The organism is Enterococcus sp. DIV0806c, from assembly GCF_051710905.1.
Lineage (GTDB): Bacteria > Bacillota > Bacilli > Lactobacillales > Enterococcaceae > Enterococcus_B > Enterococcus_B mundtii.
Genome location: NZ_JBIOLO010000001.1, coordinates 1,552,036 through 1,569,937, shown reverse-complemented (window position 1 = coordinate 1,569,937; position 17,902 = coordinate 1,552,036). Strand labels below are relative to the sequence as shown.

Here is a 17,902-nt window from a genome sequence, read left to right as displayed (position 1 = left end):
TAGATCGTTGAACGATTTAGCGATAGGAGAAGTCACGCATCTTCTCGTAGATTTCTTCAAATGAGTGAGGACGTACGTAGCGATTGCCACAGAGATAATTCACTGCATCTTTGTCGCCTAAGTATAATTCAGTATAGTAGCGGAAGGTTTTCCGACACAATTCCGGTGATACATTTTTGTACACCGTGATTCGATCAAGGATTTGGCGAATCGTGCGCGGTGAGATTTGTTCATCGTGTGAAGAGCGGAAAACATAGGATTCACCAGATGCGCCATTTTTATGTTGGTTGGCATAATTCGCTAGTACCGGGAGTGCTTCATTTGGAATAGGTACTCGCTCCAAACGATTCGCTTTGCGATCAACGACTAAAATCTGTTTCTTAAAATCAATGTTTTTCCACTTTAATTCAACGACTTCATGGATTTTCAACCCACAATAGAGAAGAACAGCTACGATTGCCAGATTTCTTGCACGATTTTTTTGTTCAAAAAGTGCTTCACGTGGGGAATTAAATCCTTTTTCCGGAATGAAAAGTGAATCGAAATTACTTAATAAAGAAGCGTCGATATAACGAGGAGCGGAAGAGGTAGTTTCTGGTAAACTATCCCCTAACAAGGAAATCTCTTTTTCAACAAGGCCTTTTTCATACAAAAAGCGTAGAAAATGATTCAAAGCATATTGCTTACGGGAGATCCCGTAGTAACCATTTTTGAATTGCTGTTGCGTTTCTTGGGCAGCAGCTGTATAGAAAGCTCGCGTGTGAAGGTAAACTTCACTCAAAAAATTAAGATAGACTTGTTTTTCCAATTGGATAATCAACTGATCATTGATTTCCTGCTTATGGGTTTTTCGTAAGTAATCTGTAAATAAATGGAAATCTTTTGCATATTCGTAGCGACTAGCTAATGATAATTTTTTTGCGTTTGCCTGCAAAAAATCATTGAAGATCGGTGGTAACTGGAGCATCCGTTGTTTCAACTTTTCTTGTATCTGTTTTCTTGTTTTGACATCCATGCAAAAAACCTCCATTTCTTATCCAAGGTCAAGGTAACAGTAACTAGTGTTTTTACTGCAAAGATTACGTCTGCTTCCCAAAATGTATTAGCCTTTTAGGGTGAGCAATGAAGGACAACTGTTACTGGTTATCCTAGCCTCATTTTACTACAATCATTCACTGAATACTAAAAACTAAATCAACAAAAAAGACACTTCGATGTAGCAGCAGCTATTTTTCAAAGTGTCTTAGTCATATATCACAAAAATTTATTTGATAGGCAACTGAATCTTAAAATCAACACCCATAGGAAGGTGATCAGACACAGTCAATTGCCCCTTATGTTGCTCGATCAATTGTTTCGCAATCGCTAATCCTAGCCCATACCCGCCAGTTTCTTTCGATCTTGCTTGGTCTTCACGGTAAAACCGATCAAAAATGCGTTTTTTGTCTTCATCACTGATCGAAGGACCAGTATTTTTGACATGGATCAGCCATTCTTTATTCGTACTAATTGAGGTCACAATGATTTGGTCGTGTTTACTCGTGTATTTGAGTGCGTTATCAAGCAAAATAACTAATACTTGATGGAGTTTTTTCGGATCGACTAAAACGCTCATATCAGCATGGTTATCTATTAGAAATTCTTTTTGATCGATCGTTGCCATCTCTTGGAACGGTTTAGTCAGCTCAGCGATAAAACCTTTTGTTTGTAAGGCTTGTTTTGCAAGCGTATCTTGACTCGAATCGCTTCTAGCTAAGGTCAACAAGTCAGAAGTTAAACCAGTCAGACGTCTCGTTTCAGACAATGCTTGCGCAATACTTTCAGATTCTTCGATGATCGTATGATTTGGTTTAGTGAATAGGTGTTCCAAACTATTTTGGATGATTGTTAATGGTGTTCGCAATTCATGGGAAGCATTTTCCACAAATTCTCTTTGTCGACGCCATGATGCTAAGATTGGACGCATGTTTAATTTAGACAAATAGTAGCTGACGCCAATGGAGCCTAACCAAAAGACGATCATACAAAGGATCAAAATCGTTTGGAATGTCCCGAGAGAGGAGTTGATTTGATTGGTATTTTGCAAAACTTGGACATAGGCAACTTCTCCTTGGTTTGTTGCTTTTTTGGTAATTGAACGAAAATAAAGGGACGTTCCTTGATCAGCTTGTGCCAGATCAATATTTTGGATCGTATCTAAATGGGTAGTATCCAATTTGATTTCTTCGATTTGGTTAAAACGCCCACCAATGGTTTCTTTATTCAATACTTCCCCCGATGCAGACCATAAAATAACCTGAGTATTGAAACGATCTCCTTCAGGTAACGAATCCGCTTGTCGTGGGGGGATCTGAGAGTTGAAAAAAGGATCTCCTTGTTGGTAGCGTTCGATCTCTAGTTGCACCATATGTGAGTTTATCGAGATATTCTTCAACATTAGATCCGTTTCTCGATAGGCAGATTGATTCAATAATTGTAGAATGATCCCCCCAAGCAAGAGAAATATCAAAGCAAAAGCTGTCACATTGGCTGCGAAAAGTTTCGTACGTTGTTTGTTGAAAATACTGTCTGTCATCGCATCACTCTCCTTGTAGAATATAACCGACATTACGTAACGTTTTGATTTCTTTATCCAAACCGGTCTCGCGAAGATGCTTTCTAAGATTACTCATATAGACTTCTACGACAGTGATCGTAGTATCAGAATCAAATCCCCAGATACGGTCGAAAATCTGTTCTTTCGTCAAAATGATCCCTTTATTTTGCAAGAAATAAACAAGCAACTCAAATTCTTTCCCTTGGATCTGAAGTAGTTGTTTCTTGTATTCGACGGTATTTTGTTGCAGGTCACAGACGATTCCTTGGTATTCCAACGTGTGATCACTGAAAAGACCTAATGAACGTTTCAACAATGCTTTGATCCGCATCAGTAATTCTTCACGATAAAATGGTTTGGTCAAATAGTCATCCGCACCACGCTCGAATCCTTCAATTTTATCTTCTAAGCCATCTTTAGCTGTCAAGATCAGGACAGGGGTCAAGATGTTCTTTTTTCGAAGATGCGCTAATACTTCATACCCATTCATTTCTGGGATCATCAAATCAAGAACCGCTAGATCATAAACACCAGATTCCAATTCATATAAGCCTTCGCTGCCATCATAGACTTGAGTTACTTCACCAATTTCAGAAATGATCTCTTTGATATTATCCGACAATACGTGATCATCTTCGACCACTAATAACTTAATCATACATTCCACCTCTATTGTTTTCACCATATAGTTTGATTTTACCATGATTAGCATAAACAAAACTTAAATTTCGGATTAAGTTCCATTTAAGCTAACCTTTGTATGCTAGGTGACATCACTTGATAAGACAGGAGGAAGAAAATGAAATTAAAAAATGTATTCCAACGCAAAGAAACAAAATATCTGATCCCAACGACACAGTTCCATTCTTTTTTAAAAGACTTGAAAAAACAGATGCAGATCGACGAATACGGGCTGCATACCATTTTATCGTTGTACTTTGATACACCAGACGATCGTTTCATTACCAATTCTATGACGAAACCAAAATACAAAGAAAAATTCAGAGTAAGAAGCTATGGTATTCCAAAGGAGACATCGATGGTCTTTCTAGAAATCAAAAAGAAGGTCAACGGCATCGTCTATAAAAGAAGAATGCCACTCACTTATGCTGAGTATCTGCAATGGCTTGATCAAAAACATTTCCCTAAAAATGAAGACGAACAAATCCCACAGGAAGTGAACTGGTTGTTCAAAAGAAATCCAGATTTGTCGCCTAAGACAATGATCATCTATGAACGAATGTCACTATTTGGCACGTCAGATCCAGATTTCCGTGTGACGTTTGACCAGAATATCCGTTTTCGCAGTACCAATTTGGATCTATCAATCACAGGGGAAGAAACTTTGGTTGCTCCTGAGATTGGCGTATTGATGGAAGTGAAAGCGCTAGGGGCGTATCCCTTGTGGTTTGTGGAGCTATTGAACGATTATCAGCTAAGAAAAGGGAGTTTTTCAAAATACGCAGAAACGTATCAGCGACATTTATTCGTTCGTACAAAGGAGGGAAATAACTATGCTATCTAGCTTGATCGAATCAGGGACAACCATTCAACCTAAAGAATTATTGATTTGTATTGCCACTTCATTAGTTTTAGGGTTATTAGTTGCAACTATCCATATGCAACGTAACGTCTATACGAAAAGCTTTGTTGTGACTGTTGCAGTCTTACCGATACTGGTTCAATCAGTCATCATGTTGGTCAACGGCAATCTTGGAACAGGCTTGGCGGTCGTCGGCGCTTTTAGTTTGATTCGCTTTCGTTCGGTTGCGGGCGGTTCAAGAGAGATCACTAGTATTTTTTGGTCGATGGGTATCGGGATTGCTACAGGGATGGGCTATGTTGCATACGTGGTGATATTCTCAGTTATCGTCGCGCTCTTTTTACTACTGCTTTATCTTTCACCTTTTGGCAATCAGAATAATGTAGCCGAGCGAGAATTGAAGGTAACGATTCCAGAAGATTTGGACTACCCTGAATTATTTACCGATATTTTTGAAGAGTATACGTATACGCATCATCTCAGCTCTGTTCGAACAACAACAATGGGAAGCTTGTACGAGTTACGCTATATTCTTCTCTTGAAAAATCAACAGCAGGAAAAAGAAATCATTGATCAAATACGTGTTCGCAATGGTAATTTACCAGTCGTGCTTGGTAAAGTAGCCACGAATCGTGAAGAATTATAAAGGAGGAACTCGCATGAAAAAATTCTATTCATTGATCGCTACCAGCCTCTTATTAACAGCCTGTTCCTCAGCAAACTCCGCTTCTTCGGGTAAGACTAGCACAGAGGAAACAGATACAAGTACAGTGACAAATCTCTCGACAGATACGACATCTACGGAATCAGAAACGACGTTCGGTAATTATGAGACAGAAGATCTAACAACTAGCTATGAGGAAAGTTCCGCTGTCGACATCCAATTAGGGGAGGAGACAGAAGTGACAGGAGAAGGTGTCGAAGTAGCGGCTTCACAAGTAACGATCACACAAGGAGGGACATATGTCATCAGCGGAACATTGACTGAGGGGCAATTGATCGTGAACGTGCCGAAAGAAGAAAAAGTCCATCTAATCTTCAACGGTGTATCGATCACCAATTCTAACGGACCCGCAGTGGATATCCAACAAACAGAAAAGGCGATAGTGACTTTGGCAGACAACACCGATAATCACTTAGCTGATGGAGAGACATATACACTAGCTGAAAACGAAACTGAGCCAGATGCCACATTGTACAGTAAAGAAGATTTGACGATCAATGGTACTGGCGCGTTGACTGTCGATGGCAATTATAGCAACGGTATTCGCAGCAAAGATGACTTAGTTTTGATATCCGGAACCTATCTGATCAATGCGAAGAACAACGGATTGAAAGGAAAGGATGCGGTATCCATCAAAGGAGGAAGCTATCAGATCACTACTGAAGAAGGGGATGGTATCCAAGCAAATGGGACAGAGGATGAAACAAAAGGTGCGGTGGCAATAGACGGTGGGACTTTCAATATAACCAGTGGAAGAGACGGCATCCAAGCAGAAACATCCATCCGTAGCCAAGGAGCAGATATCACGATCCAGACGGCAGACGGAGCCGATAGCACGAACTTAGATACAAATGAAAGTTACAAAGGGATAAAAGCTGGGAATAACGTACTGATCAGTAGCGGAACGTATAGCATCAATAGTGCCGATGACAGTATCCATACCAATAACAGTGCTGAAATAACAGGTGGCACACTTACATTAAACTCTGGGGATGATGGTATCCATACAGACAATGAGTTGACCTTTAACGGTGGCACAATTGACATCCAGCAATCCTATGAAGGAATTGAATCCGCAGTTATCACCTTCAATGACGGAGAAATAACAGTCACTGCCACTGATGATGGGATCAATGCCGGTGGTGGCAGTGACACAGAAACAACTACTGGACAGTTTGGCGCTGACAGCTTTGGTGGCCCACCGGATGAGGCAGACGAGAGCAAAGAAGTCACGATCAACGGTGGGACAATCTACGTTAATTCAGAAGGAGACGGTTTAGACAGCAATGGAAACATTCAAATGTCCGGTGGTACAATGCTAATCGACGGTCCCGTAAATGGTGGCAATGGTGCATTGGATTACGGCGGCACGTTCACTTTAACAGGTGGGACATTTGTCGCGGCTGGCTCAAATGGGATGGCGCAAACAGTTAGTGATAGTTCTACTCAAGCAACAGTAGCAATCAGCTATGACACTGTCCAACAAGCAGGTACACTTATGAGCCTTCAAACAACCGAAAGTGAAGCAGTGATTGCGTATCAACCTGCTAAAAATTATCAAACAATCGTTATCTCATCACCACAGCTTACAGTAGGGGAAACCTATACGATTGCTACCGGTGGCACGACTCAGGCTGAACTGACTAATGGTTTTAGTGAACAACTATCAATCAGTGACGCAGAAGATTTAGGCACGTTCAGCTTCACAGATACTTCAATGACGATTTCTCAATCTGGGGAAGGAGTTTCCTTTGGTCAAATGGGGCCAGGAGGTTTTTAGTTCCATCATAGAAGATAACGAAGGATAGTGATCCCCACAATAGCGGGCGAACAAACGCTATTGTGGGGATTATTATTCTGTTCATTCCTACTTTCGTAAAAGTTAGCAAACGCTTGTGGTACTTAGAAAATGGCTATCTAGTGTTCTTTTTTCTTAAAAATACGATTATTATGAATGAATTCATCAAACGCAGCAATTGACTTATTGTATACACAAGCGCTATACTTTTCTCCAGTGACACTTTGTCACTCATAAAGAAATCGAAACGGAGGAATCAAAAAAATGTTTTTAGCGATAAAGGAAATGCGCTATGCCAAACTACGTTATGGGCTGATTATTGGGATCATGTTCTTGATCGCTTATGTCGTGTTTATGTTAACTGGTTTAGCAAGTGGACTCTCCGAAGAGTTCAAAAAAGCAATTGTTGACTGGCAAGCACAAGAAATCGTATTGTCAGAAGATGCCAATAAAGTCTTTGCTGCCTCTCAATTGACGAGAGAAGATCTGGATCAAGTAGACGCAAAAGACAAAGCGCCTATTGGCTTATTCAGCGGAGCAGTCAAAGCAGAAGAAAAGGAAAATATCACTGTATTCGGTACGACAAGAGATGCGTTTTTATTGCCTGATTTATTAGACGGTGAGATGTTCGAACAAAAAAATGAAATCATTATTTCCAAAAATATGGCAGATCTAGGTTTTTCGATTGGTGAAAAAATCAAAATCGGTAGCTATGATGAAGAACTAACGATCGTTGGGATCTTCCCTGAAACTTATTACACGGTTGGTCCGGTCGTTTATACAGATCTTGATACATGGACACAGTTGAAATTTGGCGATCAGCCTTTTGCTTCTGATGAGAAGAAGCCGATCAATGCCATCGTCACGAAACAAGCTGCCACTATTCAATCAGATGGGGCATCAAAAATATTACAAAAATTATCGATTGAAGACTTTATTCAAAGTCTACCAGGTTATTCTGCACAAAACATGACATTGAATGCGATGATTTATTTCTTGTTTGTCGTTGTTGCAGCAGTTGTAGGCATCTTTATGTATGTGATCACCTTACAAAAAACAGCGAATTTCGGTGTGATGAAAGCACAAGGGATCAGAAATTCATTTATCGCCCGTTCCTTACTAGCACAAGCATTCATCGTAGGAGTGGTTGGGGTAGCATTCGCAGTAGGGCTTGCGTTCTTGACTAGTTTGATCTTACCGGCTGCCATGCCTTTCGCGATCATGTGGCCTCAGTGGCTTTTATATAGTGGGGTATTGATACTCGTAGCAATGATCGGTGGGCTATTCTCCATTCGGACAGTCGCTAAAGTTGATCCAGTTATTGCGATAGGAGGGTAATAGAAAAATGAAAGAAATCTTGACAATGAAAAATATCGGCAAAAAATTCGGCAACGGCCGAACAGAAGTGACTGCACTAAAAGAAATCAATTTTTCAGTGAAACAAGGAGAATTTGTCAGCATCATCGGCCCTTCAGGTTCAGGGAAAAGTACATTTTTAACCATTTCTGGTGGACTTCAAACACCTAGTTCAGGTGAAATCCACATTAACGGTCATTCGTTTTCTGAATTAAATGAAAAAAAACGAGCAGACTTACGCTTTAAAGAAATTGGCTTCATTTTACAAAGTTCAAATTTGATCCCTTTCCTAAAAGTCAAAGAACAGTTTTACTTAGTGGATCGTGTCGCTAAGAAAAAAGCAGGGGATGAGCGAATCGACGAATTGCTGAAGTCATTGGATATCTATGAATTAAAAGACAGTTATCCAAAAGATTTATCCGGTGGAGAAAGACAACGAGTAGCGATTGCGAGGGCTTTATTCAATGATCCAAGCTTGATTTTAGCAGATGAACCCACAGCAAGCTTAGATACCGATCATGCCTATGAAGTTGTCAAATTGTTAGTCAAGGAAGCCCATGAGAAGCAAAAAGCGACCGTCATGGTCACGCATGATTCTCGGATGATCCAGTGGAGCGACCGTGTCTATCGTATGGAAGATGGTTATCTAACAGAACAAGCTAAAGCTTAAGCAGTAAGGAGAGTGCTTATGCCAAAAGAAACATTTTTCAATATTTCCAAAGAAAAACAGCAATGGATCTTAGAGATTTTATTAGATAAATTTTATGATCAGCACATCAGCCAAGTCAAAGTTTCAGAAATCGTTGAAGCAATGGGCATGTCTCGTGGGGCATTCTATAAATATTTTCAGGATTTAGAAGATGCGTATACGTTCACTGTCCGAAACTACTCCAACCAAGTCCATGGAGATATCATTGCTTCAATCAATCGAAATCGAGACCATTTTTTCTTAGGAATCGAAGAATATCTCGCTTGGTGTGGAGAGCTAAGTAAAGAGAGTTCTTACTGGCGATCCATCAAATTACTCACACGAGCAAACGATCTTGGTTCAGCGAAGCGTTCAAATGAGCAAGGTGACACATCAATGGTTGAACAATGGCTTGATTTGTTGAAAATCAACCAGATTGTCATGGCTACAACGGAAGAAGCCATTAGCTTTTTATATTTCGTGATGGCTCTTGTCATGAATTCTTTGACAGATTATATGATCAACCAATGGACAGCGGAAGAACTGGTGGAGGATTTCCGCTATAAAGTCAAATGGCTAGAGATAGGAATAAAAAGCAAGACTGATAGCTAGATAAAATCTACAAATAAAAAAGAAGCGACTACTTCCCCAGAATTTTCCGATGTTGGGAGTAGGCGCTTCTTTTTTATACAGTCGCTGAATAACCATTATTAAAGCTTGATGGTAAACATCTGGAGCATTGATCATTTTAAGTCAAGACAACTTTTATCCCAACCACATCGAAAAAAATAGGTTTTCTATTGACTTGGAGTTTACTCCAGAGACTATACTAAATGATGAAGATACATATTCAAATCGACAGGAGGTCTTTAAATGAAAAAACTTTATCTCATGCGCCATGGTCAAACCTTGTTCAATCAATTAGGGAAAATCCAAGGGGCTTGTGACTCTCCCTTGACAGAAGCTGGGATCAGACAAGCAGAGGTGGCAAGAGACTATTTTGAAACCAATCAAATCACCTTTGATGCGTATTATTCATCCACACAAGAACGAGCTTCCGATACGCTAGAAATCATTATCGGACAAAAAGAATATCAGCGAAGTAAAGGATTAAAAGAATGGAACTTTGGCCGATTTGAAGGAGAAAGTGAAGCGTTGAATCCTAAACGACCAGTTGGCGAAACTTCTTATGGTGATTCATTTGTTCCTTATGGCGGGGAGTCTTCAAAAGAACTCCAACAAAGAATGAACACGACCTTGATCGACATCATGGAAAAAGAGCACCAAAGCGTGTTAGCAGTTAGCCATGGTGGTGCCATGTATTTATTCATTCAAAAATGGTTACCTTATGAGCAAGTAGCCAAGATAAAATTTTCAAATTGTTGTATTTTAGAATTCGAGTATAGCGATCGTCAATTTACATTCATCCAAGCAATCAATCATCAATTTTAAGTTATTTTGATAAATGAAGCGCTATACGCCCATACTAATAGCCCAAAGACTAAACGAAGGATTCAGTCTTTGGGCTATTTCTTTGTTCCTACAACGCTTACTTCTTGTATTCCTTTAACAAGCCTTTTTGGATCAGTTCTTGTTTTTCTTTCAAATTCAATAAATTTTCTTGGTAGTTTTGCGTATACATCAAGGAGTACAAGGTATTCAAGACATAGTCGAAGGCAATTTGAGAAGAGAATGTAGCAACTTTCGCAAAATCATACTCTTCTTGGGACACGACCAACCGCATGGCTGCTTTCTTTGCCATTTCAGTCTGTTCATTTCCTGTGATCAATAAACTAGGTGCACCAATATGTGCCAGATAGGTAAGAATACGTTCGTAATGATGGATGCGTCCACTATAGCTAATAAAAATTGCGCAGTCATTTTCCGTCAAATTAGCTGCATTCCAGGACGAATCGCTATATTCTTCGGCTAAGATCAAGAACTTATTTAGTTTGACTAATTTGTTTTGGAATTTCCGAGCGGTTGTTTGCGAATCACCTTTTGCAAATAAGAAAATGCGCTCTGCTTTGTTTAAAACAGTCGCGATGGTTTCTAACGATTGATCTTCCATTTGGAATTGCGCTTTTTTGATGGCTTGAATGGATAGATCCGCCATTTTTTTGGCAATCATCTTCGCATCATCATCAACGGTAAAAGGAAAATTAGGATCGATGACTTGATTGAACTGAGCAACCAGTTGGTGGACTTCTCGCCCTAATTCAAAGCGAAATTCTTTAAATCCGCTATAGCCGATCTTTTTACAGAAGCGGATAATTGCGGAATGGGAGGTATAGGTCTCCTTTGCCAACTCTTCAATCGTCATATAAACTGCTGCTTCCAAGTTCATACGTAGATAATCGGCGATCCGTTTTTCATTTGTAGTAAATGTTTCTTGTTGGGTTAATTTTTCTTCGATAAGCATCCATCACACACCTCCAAATCTATCTTACTGAATAACTAGAAAAATAACCACTTCTTTTTAGATTAGTCTAAGATTGAACATCTTTTTCAAAAATATCGTCATTCTTTCAATATCTTTGAACATTTCTACCAAAAAAACTAGAATCGGCTTTCTTTTATCTATTGTGCGCTATACTCAAGAAAAGAAATCATTCGAAAGTAGGAGGAAACGACATGTTAACAATCGCATATTTAGGCAATGGCAAAAGTACCAATCGCTATCATTTACCGTTCTCAAGAAGACTACCAGATAAGATCAACGTCAAAAAAATCTACTCTCCATCAGCACCTATTTGGGAGACTTTTGATGAAATCGACTATACCAATCAGTTGTCTGATCTGTGGAATGATCCTGAGATCCAATTAGTGGTCATCACGACACCTAGCCAATTTCATGCAGAATACGCAAAACTTGCTTTGGAAAATGGCAAGAACGTATTAGTCGAAAAACCTTTTGCAGAAACTTCAAAAGAAGCAAAAGAATTATTCGACTTAGCAGCGGAAAAAGGACTATTTATCCAATGTTATCAAAATCGCCGCTTTGATTCGGACTTTTTGACCGTTCAAAAAGTGATCGAAAGTGGCAAACTTGGTGATATTTTAGAAGTGGAAATGCACTATGACTACTTCCGCCCAGAAATCCCAGAGGGTACAAAGGAATTTTCAGTTGCCAATAGCTACTTATATGGCCATGCTTGTCATACAGTGGATCAGGTCCTTTCTTATTTTGGTGAACCAGATGATATCCATTACGATGTCCGTCAATTACTAGGTACCGGCCGAATGAATGATTACTTTGACTTAGACTTTTACTACGGTCGAATGAAAGTTTCGATCAAATCAAGTTACTTCCGTATCAAAGAACGTCCTAGTTTTGTTGTCTATGGCAAAAAAGGGATGTTTGTCAAACAAACAAAAGACCGACAAGAAGAACACTTGAAAATGTTCTATATGCCTGAAAATGCTGACTTTGGGATTGATCAACCGGAACACTATGGTGTATTGACCTACATTGATGAAGAAGGAACTTATCATGAAGAGAAAGTTGTTTCTGAAGTCGGAGATTATCGCCGCGTGTACGAAGGAATCTACGAAACGTTGATCAATGGCGCAGAAAAAATCGTAAAAGATGAAGAAACGTTATTACAAATGAAAATATTAGAAACAGGTATCCAACAGATCGAAGAAGTAAAAAGTGCCTTCGAAGATTAAACATGTTGTTTCATTCAGAAGGGGAGACACTTTTTCCAAGTAATGAAAGAATCGAGCCGTAAATCAAAAGGATGATTTACGGTTTTTTCATTAATTCTACCCACTGATTCACACAGAACAACAACAAATCCTCAGAGAATGAATGCTAAATTTTTCATTCGCCTTTTGTTTAATCATCTGTTACTATTTAGTAAACAGTAAACAAGAGGTGAGTAAATGGCATCTATACGTGATATTGCCAAAATCGCTGGGGTTTCAGCAGCGAGTGTTTCCCGTATCCTGAATGAAGACCCCACATTTAGCATCAACGAACAAACAAGGATACGTGTGATTGAAATTGCCAATCAATTAAACTATTCAGTCGACAAAAATAAACGTGGCAGTCGAAGTCTAGGAGATGAAATGACGATCGCCTTGATCGTTCGACATCAAGAAGAGGCAGAATTAGATGATCCCTATTTTCGCAAAATCCGTGGTGGCATCGAAAAAGAAGCGGCAAAGTGGCGCTTTCGTACAATACGTGCTTTTCATATGAGAGATGCCCATAAAGAGTGGAAAGAGTTAGCAAAATATGGTGCAGTGATCATGATCAGTGAAATGACGATTGAAGCAACGAAAAAAATCGCTACGATCAATCCCAACTTGATCTTGGTCGATAATTACTCTAACTCTGAAGAATTTGACTGCATCCAAACCGATTTCCAACAAAAAACCGTGGAAGTTTTAGAGGTCCTCTACAAGAAAGGCCATCGAAACATCGCATTTATCGGTGGCTACAGCAGTCAAGTAGCTGAAAACGGTGAAGTTCATAAAAACAAAGAGGAGATCCGGGCGGAATCTTACCTGAAATGGATGAAATTAAATGGCCTGCAACACTATGCCAACACCTATCAGGGAAAATGGAAACCTGAAGATGGCCTTCGGTTAGGCAAAGAGTTATTGGCGCAATCCTCACCGCCCACAGCAGTTATCGTCGCCAGTGATCCGATGGCAGTAGGTGTTTATAAAGCAATCAGTGAAGCAAATAAAAAAATCCCTGATGATATTGCTGTCGTGAGTTTTGATGATATCGAAATGGCTCAATTCATGACCCCAAGCTTAGCAAGTATCAAGGCAAACCCAGAAGAAATGGGGCGTTTAGCTGTACGCTTAGCGAAGGAACGCATGTTAAAAGAACGAACGATGCCGATTCGTGTGATCTGTCGCAGTGAACTTGTGTTACGCGATTCCATCGGACAGGACATCTCGCTTTTAGATTAACTCATTTTACCTATTTATCCCTTGAAAAAGTTCGAGAATCTCTCTTTCTCGAACTTTTTTTGTTTTCTCACTTGTGTAAACATTAAGTAAACAATTATACTCACCAAGTAAACGTTTGCACATATTAAATAAAAGGAGTTATCACACATGAAATTTGTCGATAAATTAGCTGAAAAAATGGTGCCCGCTGCAACGCTGATCGCAAATAATAAATATCTACTCAGTCTCCGAGATGGTTTTATGATGGCTTTTCCTGCAACAATGTTTGCTTCCATCATGATCATTATCCAAAATTTGCCAACAACGTTTGGCTTCGCTACTTTTCTACCGGAAACATTCAATACCTTTTTAAATGAGTTTTTTGGTCCGGTAGGCAATGCGACAATGAGTATTTCAGCACTTTTTATTGTATTTGGGATCGGTTATCAATTGGCAGGGCACTACAAACAACCACAAATCTTTGCTGGTGCCATTTCACTTTCTTGTTTCATCATGCTGTTACCGTTTGGGAGCGATGAAACAATGGGAACGTTTATTCCTTTATCGAAACTAGGTGCTGAAGGGATGTTCGTGGGTATTTTGACAGCGATCGTCGCTACAGAAATCTATAGTCGGATCAGTCGCTCAGGGTTTACGATCAAGATGCCAGAATCTGTACCGCCGATGATTGCTGAATCTTTCGTGGCCATCATTCCTGGAGCCGCTCCTTTGTTTTTATTCAACATCATCCGCTATTTATTTACTTTTACCACATGGGGCAATGCGGTCGATTTCGTTTATCAGATGTTGCAACAACCTTTGATGGGACTTGGTGGAACTTTACCCGCTGTATTGAACGCTGTTTTCTTTACGCAACTTTTCTGGTGGTTCGGTATCCACGGCACGTTAGTCGTCAATGCAGTGATTGATCCAATCATGGGTGCTTTAGCAATTGAAAACTTTGAAGCCTATAAAAATGGCGCAGAACAGTTGCCACATATCATCAACACGACCTTTATGGGCGTGTTCGTCAATCAAGGAATGCAACTTGGTATTTCGATCACAATGGCATTCTTTATCGCTCGCTCAATTCGTATGAAGAAGACGATGAAAACGATCATTGCGCCAGCGATTTTTAATGTATCAGAACCAATGACTTTTGGCCTGCCCGTCGTGTTGAACCCAGTGGCATTCATTCCTTGGATTTTAGCGCCACTAGCTTCTACTACGATTTCATACTTTGCGATTTACTTTGGCTTAGTTCCTCGTCCAATCGGGGCAACGGTGGTCTGGACGACGCCGATTTTACTGTCAGGTTGGTTAGGAACTGGTTCGATCACCGGCGCACTTTTACAAATCGTAACAGTAGTTGTAATGACACTGATTTGGGTGCCTTTCTTAGTTGCGATGGACCGTGAATATTTGAAGGAAGAACGCCAACAAGTGAAACAAGAAAAAGAAAACCAACTGATGGATGGAAAAATCACCATAGAAGAACAGTAGGGAGTGAACCGTATGCGGATCGATACCTTGAACTACCGAAAGAAAATACCGACACACCCCGCACATTTTTACCAAGTACTACTTGAAGAACAATTAAACTATTTCCACAGCAAGGACTCTTCGATTACCGAGCTGACAGAAGGAGCAGCCGTCACGACTGCGCTTCGAACAAAACTCGGGCAAGCGACTGTCGAAAGCACGATGACAATCCAACGTTTAGTCAAAGATGAACTACTTGAAATGACTACTGATTACTCCGGTGGAAAAATCATTCAAACCTACCAACTGAAACGTCAAGATGAGCAGGAGTTCACGTTGCATTATTCTGAAAGAAATGAACTGATTGATGCCAAAACGCAGCTGAGTTTGCTTTTTGTCTTGCCATTTTATAAATTCTTTTACAATCGGCAGTTAGCTAAAAGAGTCAATTATTTGATACAAAAGCTCTGATTTCTCCACAAACAAGGAATGGAGGAACAAAACGTCGCTCTCTTCATTCCTTGTTTGTTTTACTAACTAAAAATTAAGAGGTGTTGCCTTCCATGATTGAACAATTAAACAATCGCATATTTCACATGAATAATTCGCAAGTTAGCTTTATTCTCCATGTCATGAAAAATGGACAGATCGAGCAAATTTATTACGGAAAATCTTTACATGGTTTATCTGTCGAAGAAATCGACTACTTGGTCACAGATCAAAATAAATCTGCTGGAACAGTCAAGTTTTTTGAAGATGACCCTAACTTTACCTTGACCGATCATCCACAAGCATATCCTGTGTATGGTTCTTCTGATTTCAAAGAAGGAGCGATCGAACTTTCAAGTAACCAGACGCCTTACTACACCGATTTTCGCTTTGTCGAAGCAACGACTAAAAAAGGCAAGAAACGAAACTTAAAGTGTCCGGCTGCCTATGGGAAAGAGGAAGAAACGGAAACACTCTCTTTGCGATTAGTGGATCAGGAACGTCAGTTAGAGCTGATACTTCATTACACATTATTTTGCGATTCCACCGCCATCGTTCAAAGTCAGACGCTGATCAATCAATCTGAGGCAGATTTACAGATCCATCGCATGCTTTCAGGCGTCTTGAATCTTTCTACCAAAGCGTATGATTTCACTCATTTTTCAGGTGCTTGGTTAAAAGAACGACATGAAAAGAAGCGGCCGCTTGAACAAGGAGTCGTAGCGATTGGGTCACTAAAAGGTGCAAGTAGCCATCAGCATAATCCCTTTATCCGGCTGGAACATCAAAATTCAACGCTTGATCAAGGAGAGGTCTATGGGATGAATCTCGTTTATTCCGGCAATTTTCTCGCTCAAGCAGAAGTGGATGAATGGGATAAAACGCGAGTGATGATCGGTATCCATCCGACACAATTTACTTGGACATTAACGCCTAAGGAAAGCTTTACGACACCAGAAGCAGTCTTGATGTATAGCGCTGCAGGTACGAATGGTCTTGCCAAACAATTTACGCATTTTATCGAAAACTATTTGATTGATCGTCAATGGCAAAACACGCCAAGACCAATCGTGTTCAATAACTGGGAAGCAACGTATTTTGATTTTACCGAAGAAAAACTCTTGTCGCTTGCGACCATTGGAAAAAAATTAGGAATGGAATGTTTTGTCTTAGACGATGGCTGGTTTGGCAAACGAAACAACGATCGGTCCTCGTTAGGTGACTGGACGCCTGATAAGCAAAAATTCCCACACGGACTGGCTGCCTTTGCAACAAAGCTCAGAAATATGGGCCTTCAATTCGGCATGTGGTTCGAACCTGAAATGATCTCTCCTGATAGTCAGTTATTGGAAAAACATCCTGATTGGGTAGTGAGACATCCCTATTCACGTATCTCGGTGGGACGTGGGCAATATGTCCTTGATTTTGCGAATCCGGCCGTTGTTGAAGAGATCTATGAGCAAATGGCAAAGATCATTGAAGAAACAAATTTAACTTATATCAAGTGGGATATGAACCGAAATATTACTGAAGCCTATTCCGCCTATTTAGAAAAACAGGGGATTCATCAACAGGAGTTCTTCCATCGCTATGTCCAAGGCGTCTACACGCTTTATGGCAAATTATTGACCAGCTATCCTGATCTTTTGATCGAAGGTTGTGCTGGTGGTGGAGGGAGATATGATTTAGGTATATTATTTTATAGTCCGCAAATCTGGCCTAGTGATACTAGTGATGGGTTGGAACGATTAAGTATTCTTAGCGGAACATTAGCAGGATATCCCCTTTCTAGCTTTAGTAATCATGTCTCTGCTTCTCCGAACCACCAAGTGTTACGTGACACTTCCTTAGCATTCCGCCAAGATGTGGCGATGTTTGGCCCTTTAGGCTACGAATTAGACCTATTGGCTTTGACAGAAGATGAAATACAACAGATCAGTGACCGGATCACTTTTTACAAAGCCCATCGTCATTTGCTGACTCATGGGGAATTTCTCCAGATTTTGCCAAACCATCCTGCTGATAATGAAATTTGCTGGGGTGTTTTTAGTCACGATCAGTCAGAGGCAATCATTGGTTATTATCAAAAATCGGCACGTGCCAATCCAGCCGCAAAGGCATATTTACCACTTCCAGAATGCCTGAATAAGGATAGTTATTATCAAATCAATCAAAAAGAAACGATTAACGGTAATTTCCTGATGAATGTCGGTCTGAAAAAACCACGTTTGTTCAATGGAGTGAATCATACCACTTACCAACTTGCAGGAGACTGTCAATCATTCATCTATCATCTTGTAGAAAGGAGGAAATGA

16 protein-coding genes are annotated in these 17,902 nt (G+C 40.0%); 12 read left to right on the top strand and 4 right to left on the bottom strand.

The window, feature by feature from the left end; all coding sequences use genetic code 11:
- Positions 1–16 precede the first annotated feature (16 nt).
- The 3 genes from IGK77_RS07470 to IGK77_RS07460 form a co-directional block, all read right to left on the bottom strand.
- Complete coding sequence (locus tag IGK77_RS07470; protein WP_074799001.1) at positions 17–1,015, bottom strand: tyrosine-type recombinase/integrase; 999 nt, start codon at positions 1,013–1,015, stop codon at positions 17–19.
- 249 nt (positions 1,016–1,264) lie between these two features.
- The gene (locus IGK77_RS07465) at positions 1,265–2,575 is read right to left on the bottom strand and encodes a sensor histidine kinase (RefSeq protein WP_074799000.1); all 1,311 of its coding nucleotides are present in this window, start codon (positions 2,573–2,575) and stop codon (positions 1,265–1,267) included.
- Positions 2,576–2,579: 4 nt separating this feature from the next.
- Positions 2,580–3,254: a response regulator transcription factor gene (locus IGK77_RS07460; protein ID WP_074798999.1), complete on the bottom strand. Its 675-nt coding sequence runs from the start codon at positions 3,252–3,254 to the stop codon at positions 2,580–2,582.
- 141 nt (positions 3,255–3,395) lie between these two features.
- Between IGK77_RS07460 and IGK77_RS07455 the strand changes: the two genes are divergently transcribed.
- From IGK77_RS07455 to IGK77_RS07425, 7 genes are all read left to right on the top strand, one after another.
- Positions 3,396–4,121 (top strand): polyphosphate polymerase domain-containing protein, encoded by a 726-nt coding sequence (locus IGK77_RS07455; protein ID WP_071867050.1) that lies wholly within the window; start codon positions 3,396–3,398, stop codon positions 4,119–4,121.
- Complete coding sequence (locus IGK77_RS07450; RefSeq protein ID WP_019723346.1) at positions 4,111–4,785, top strand: DUF4956 domain-containing protein; 675 nt, start codon at positions 4,111–4,113, stop codon at positions 4,783–4,785. The genes IGK77_RS07455 and IGK77_RS07450 overlap by 11 nt, the downstream gene beginning before the upstream one ends.
- Before the next feature lie 13 nt (positions 4,786–4,798).
- The gene (locus IGK77_RS07445) at positions 4,799–6,643 is read left to right on the top strand and encodes a carbohydrate-binding domain-containing protein (RefSeq protein ID WP_074798998.1); all 1,845 of its coding nucleotides are present in this window, start codon (positions 4,799–4,801) and stop codon (positions 6,641–6,643) included.
- 282 nt (positions 6,644–6,925) lie between these two features.
- The gene (locus IGK77_RS07440; RefSeq protein ID WP_438713128.1) at positions 6,926–7,999 is read left to right on the top strand and encodes an ABC transporter permease; all 1,074 of its coding nucleotides are present in this window, start codon (positions 6,926–6,928) and stop codon (positions 7,997–7,999) included.
- A gap of 7 nt (positions 8,000–8,006) precedes the next feature.
- Positions 8,007–8,687: an ABC transporter ATP-binding protein gene (locus IGK77_RS07435; protein ID WP_074798996.1), complete on the top strand. Its 681-nt coding sequence runs from the start codon at positions 8,007–8,009 to the stop codon at positions 8,685–8,687.
- An 18-nt stretch (positions 8,688–8,705) separates the two neighbouring features.
- Complete coding sequence (locus IGK77_RS07430; protein ID WP_074798995.1) at positions 8,706–9,317, top strand: TetR family transcriptional regulator; 612 nt, start codon at positions 8,706–8,708, stop codon at positions 9,315–9,317.
- Between the two features lie 261 nt (positions 9,318–9,578).
- Complete coding sequence (locus IGK77_RS07425) at positions 9,579–10,157, top strand: histidine phosphatase family protein (RefSeq protein ID WP_071867044.1); 579 nt, start codon at positions 9,579–9,581, stop codon at positions 10,155–10,157.
- 97 nt (positions 10,158–10,254) lie between these two features.
- On the opposite strand, the gene IGK77_RS07420 is transcribed toward IGK77_RS07425, so the two are convergent.
- On the bottom strand, positions 10,255–11,127 hold the full coding sequence (locus tag IGK77_RS07420) for a MurR/RpiR family transcriptional regulator (protein ID WP_074798994.1): 873 nt from the start codon (positions 11,125–11,127) through the stop codon (positions 10,255–10,257).
- A 212-nt stretch (positions 11,128–11,339) separates the two neighbouring features.
- Between IGK77_RS07420 and IGK77_RS07415 the strand changes: the two genes are divergently transcribed.
- The 5 genes from IGK77_RS07415 to IGK77_RS07395 all read left to right on the top strand — a co-directional run bounded on the left by IGK77_RS07415 (position 11,340) and on the right by IGK77_RS07395 (position 17,902).
- A complete protein-coding gene (locus IGK77_RS07415; protein ID WP_074798993.1) occupies positions 11,340–12,377 on the top strand; it encodes a Gfo/Idh/MocA family oxidoreductase in 1,038 nt (345 codons plus the stop codon).
- Between the two features lie 216 nt (positions 12,378–12,593).
- Positions 12,594–13,637 carry a LacI family DNA-binding transcriptional regulator gene (locus tag IGK77_RS07410; RefSeq protein ID WP_074798992.1) on the top strand — a complete coding sequence of 348 codons (1,044 nt, stop codon included), beginning with the start codon at positions 12,594–12,596 and terminating at the stop codon, positions 13,635–13,637.
- Positions 13,638–13,784: 147 nt separating this feature from the next.
- Positions 13,785–15,119 carry a PTS sugar transporter subunit IIC gene (locus tag IGK77_RS07405; protein WP_074798991.1) on the top strand — a complete coding sequence of 445 codons (1,335 nt, stop codon included), beginning with the start codon at positions 13,785–13,787 and terminating at the stop codon, positions 15,117–15,119.
- 12 nt (positions 15,120–15,131) lie between these two features.
- A complete protein-coding gene (locus IGK77_RS07400; protein WP_074798990.1) occupies positions 15,132–15,569 on the top strand; it encodes a DUF3284 domain-containing protein in 438 nt (145 codons plus the stop codon).
- Positions 15,570–15,661: 92 nt separating this feature from the next.
- Positions 15,662–17,902, top strand: a complete 2,241-nt coding sequence (locus tag IGK77_RS07395; RefSeq protein ID WP_074798989.1) for an alpha-galactosidase — start codon at positions 15,662–15,664, stop codon at positions 17,900–17,902.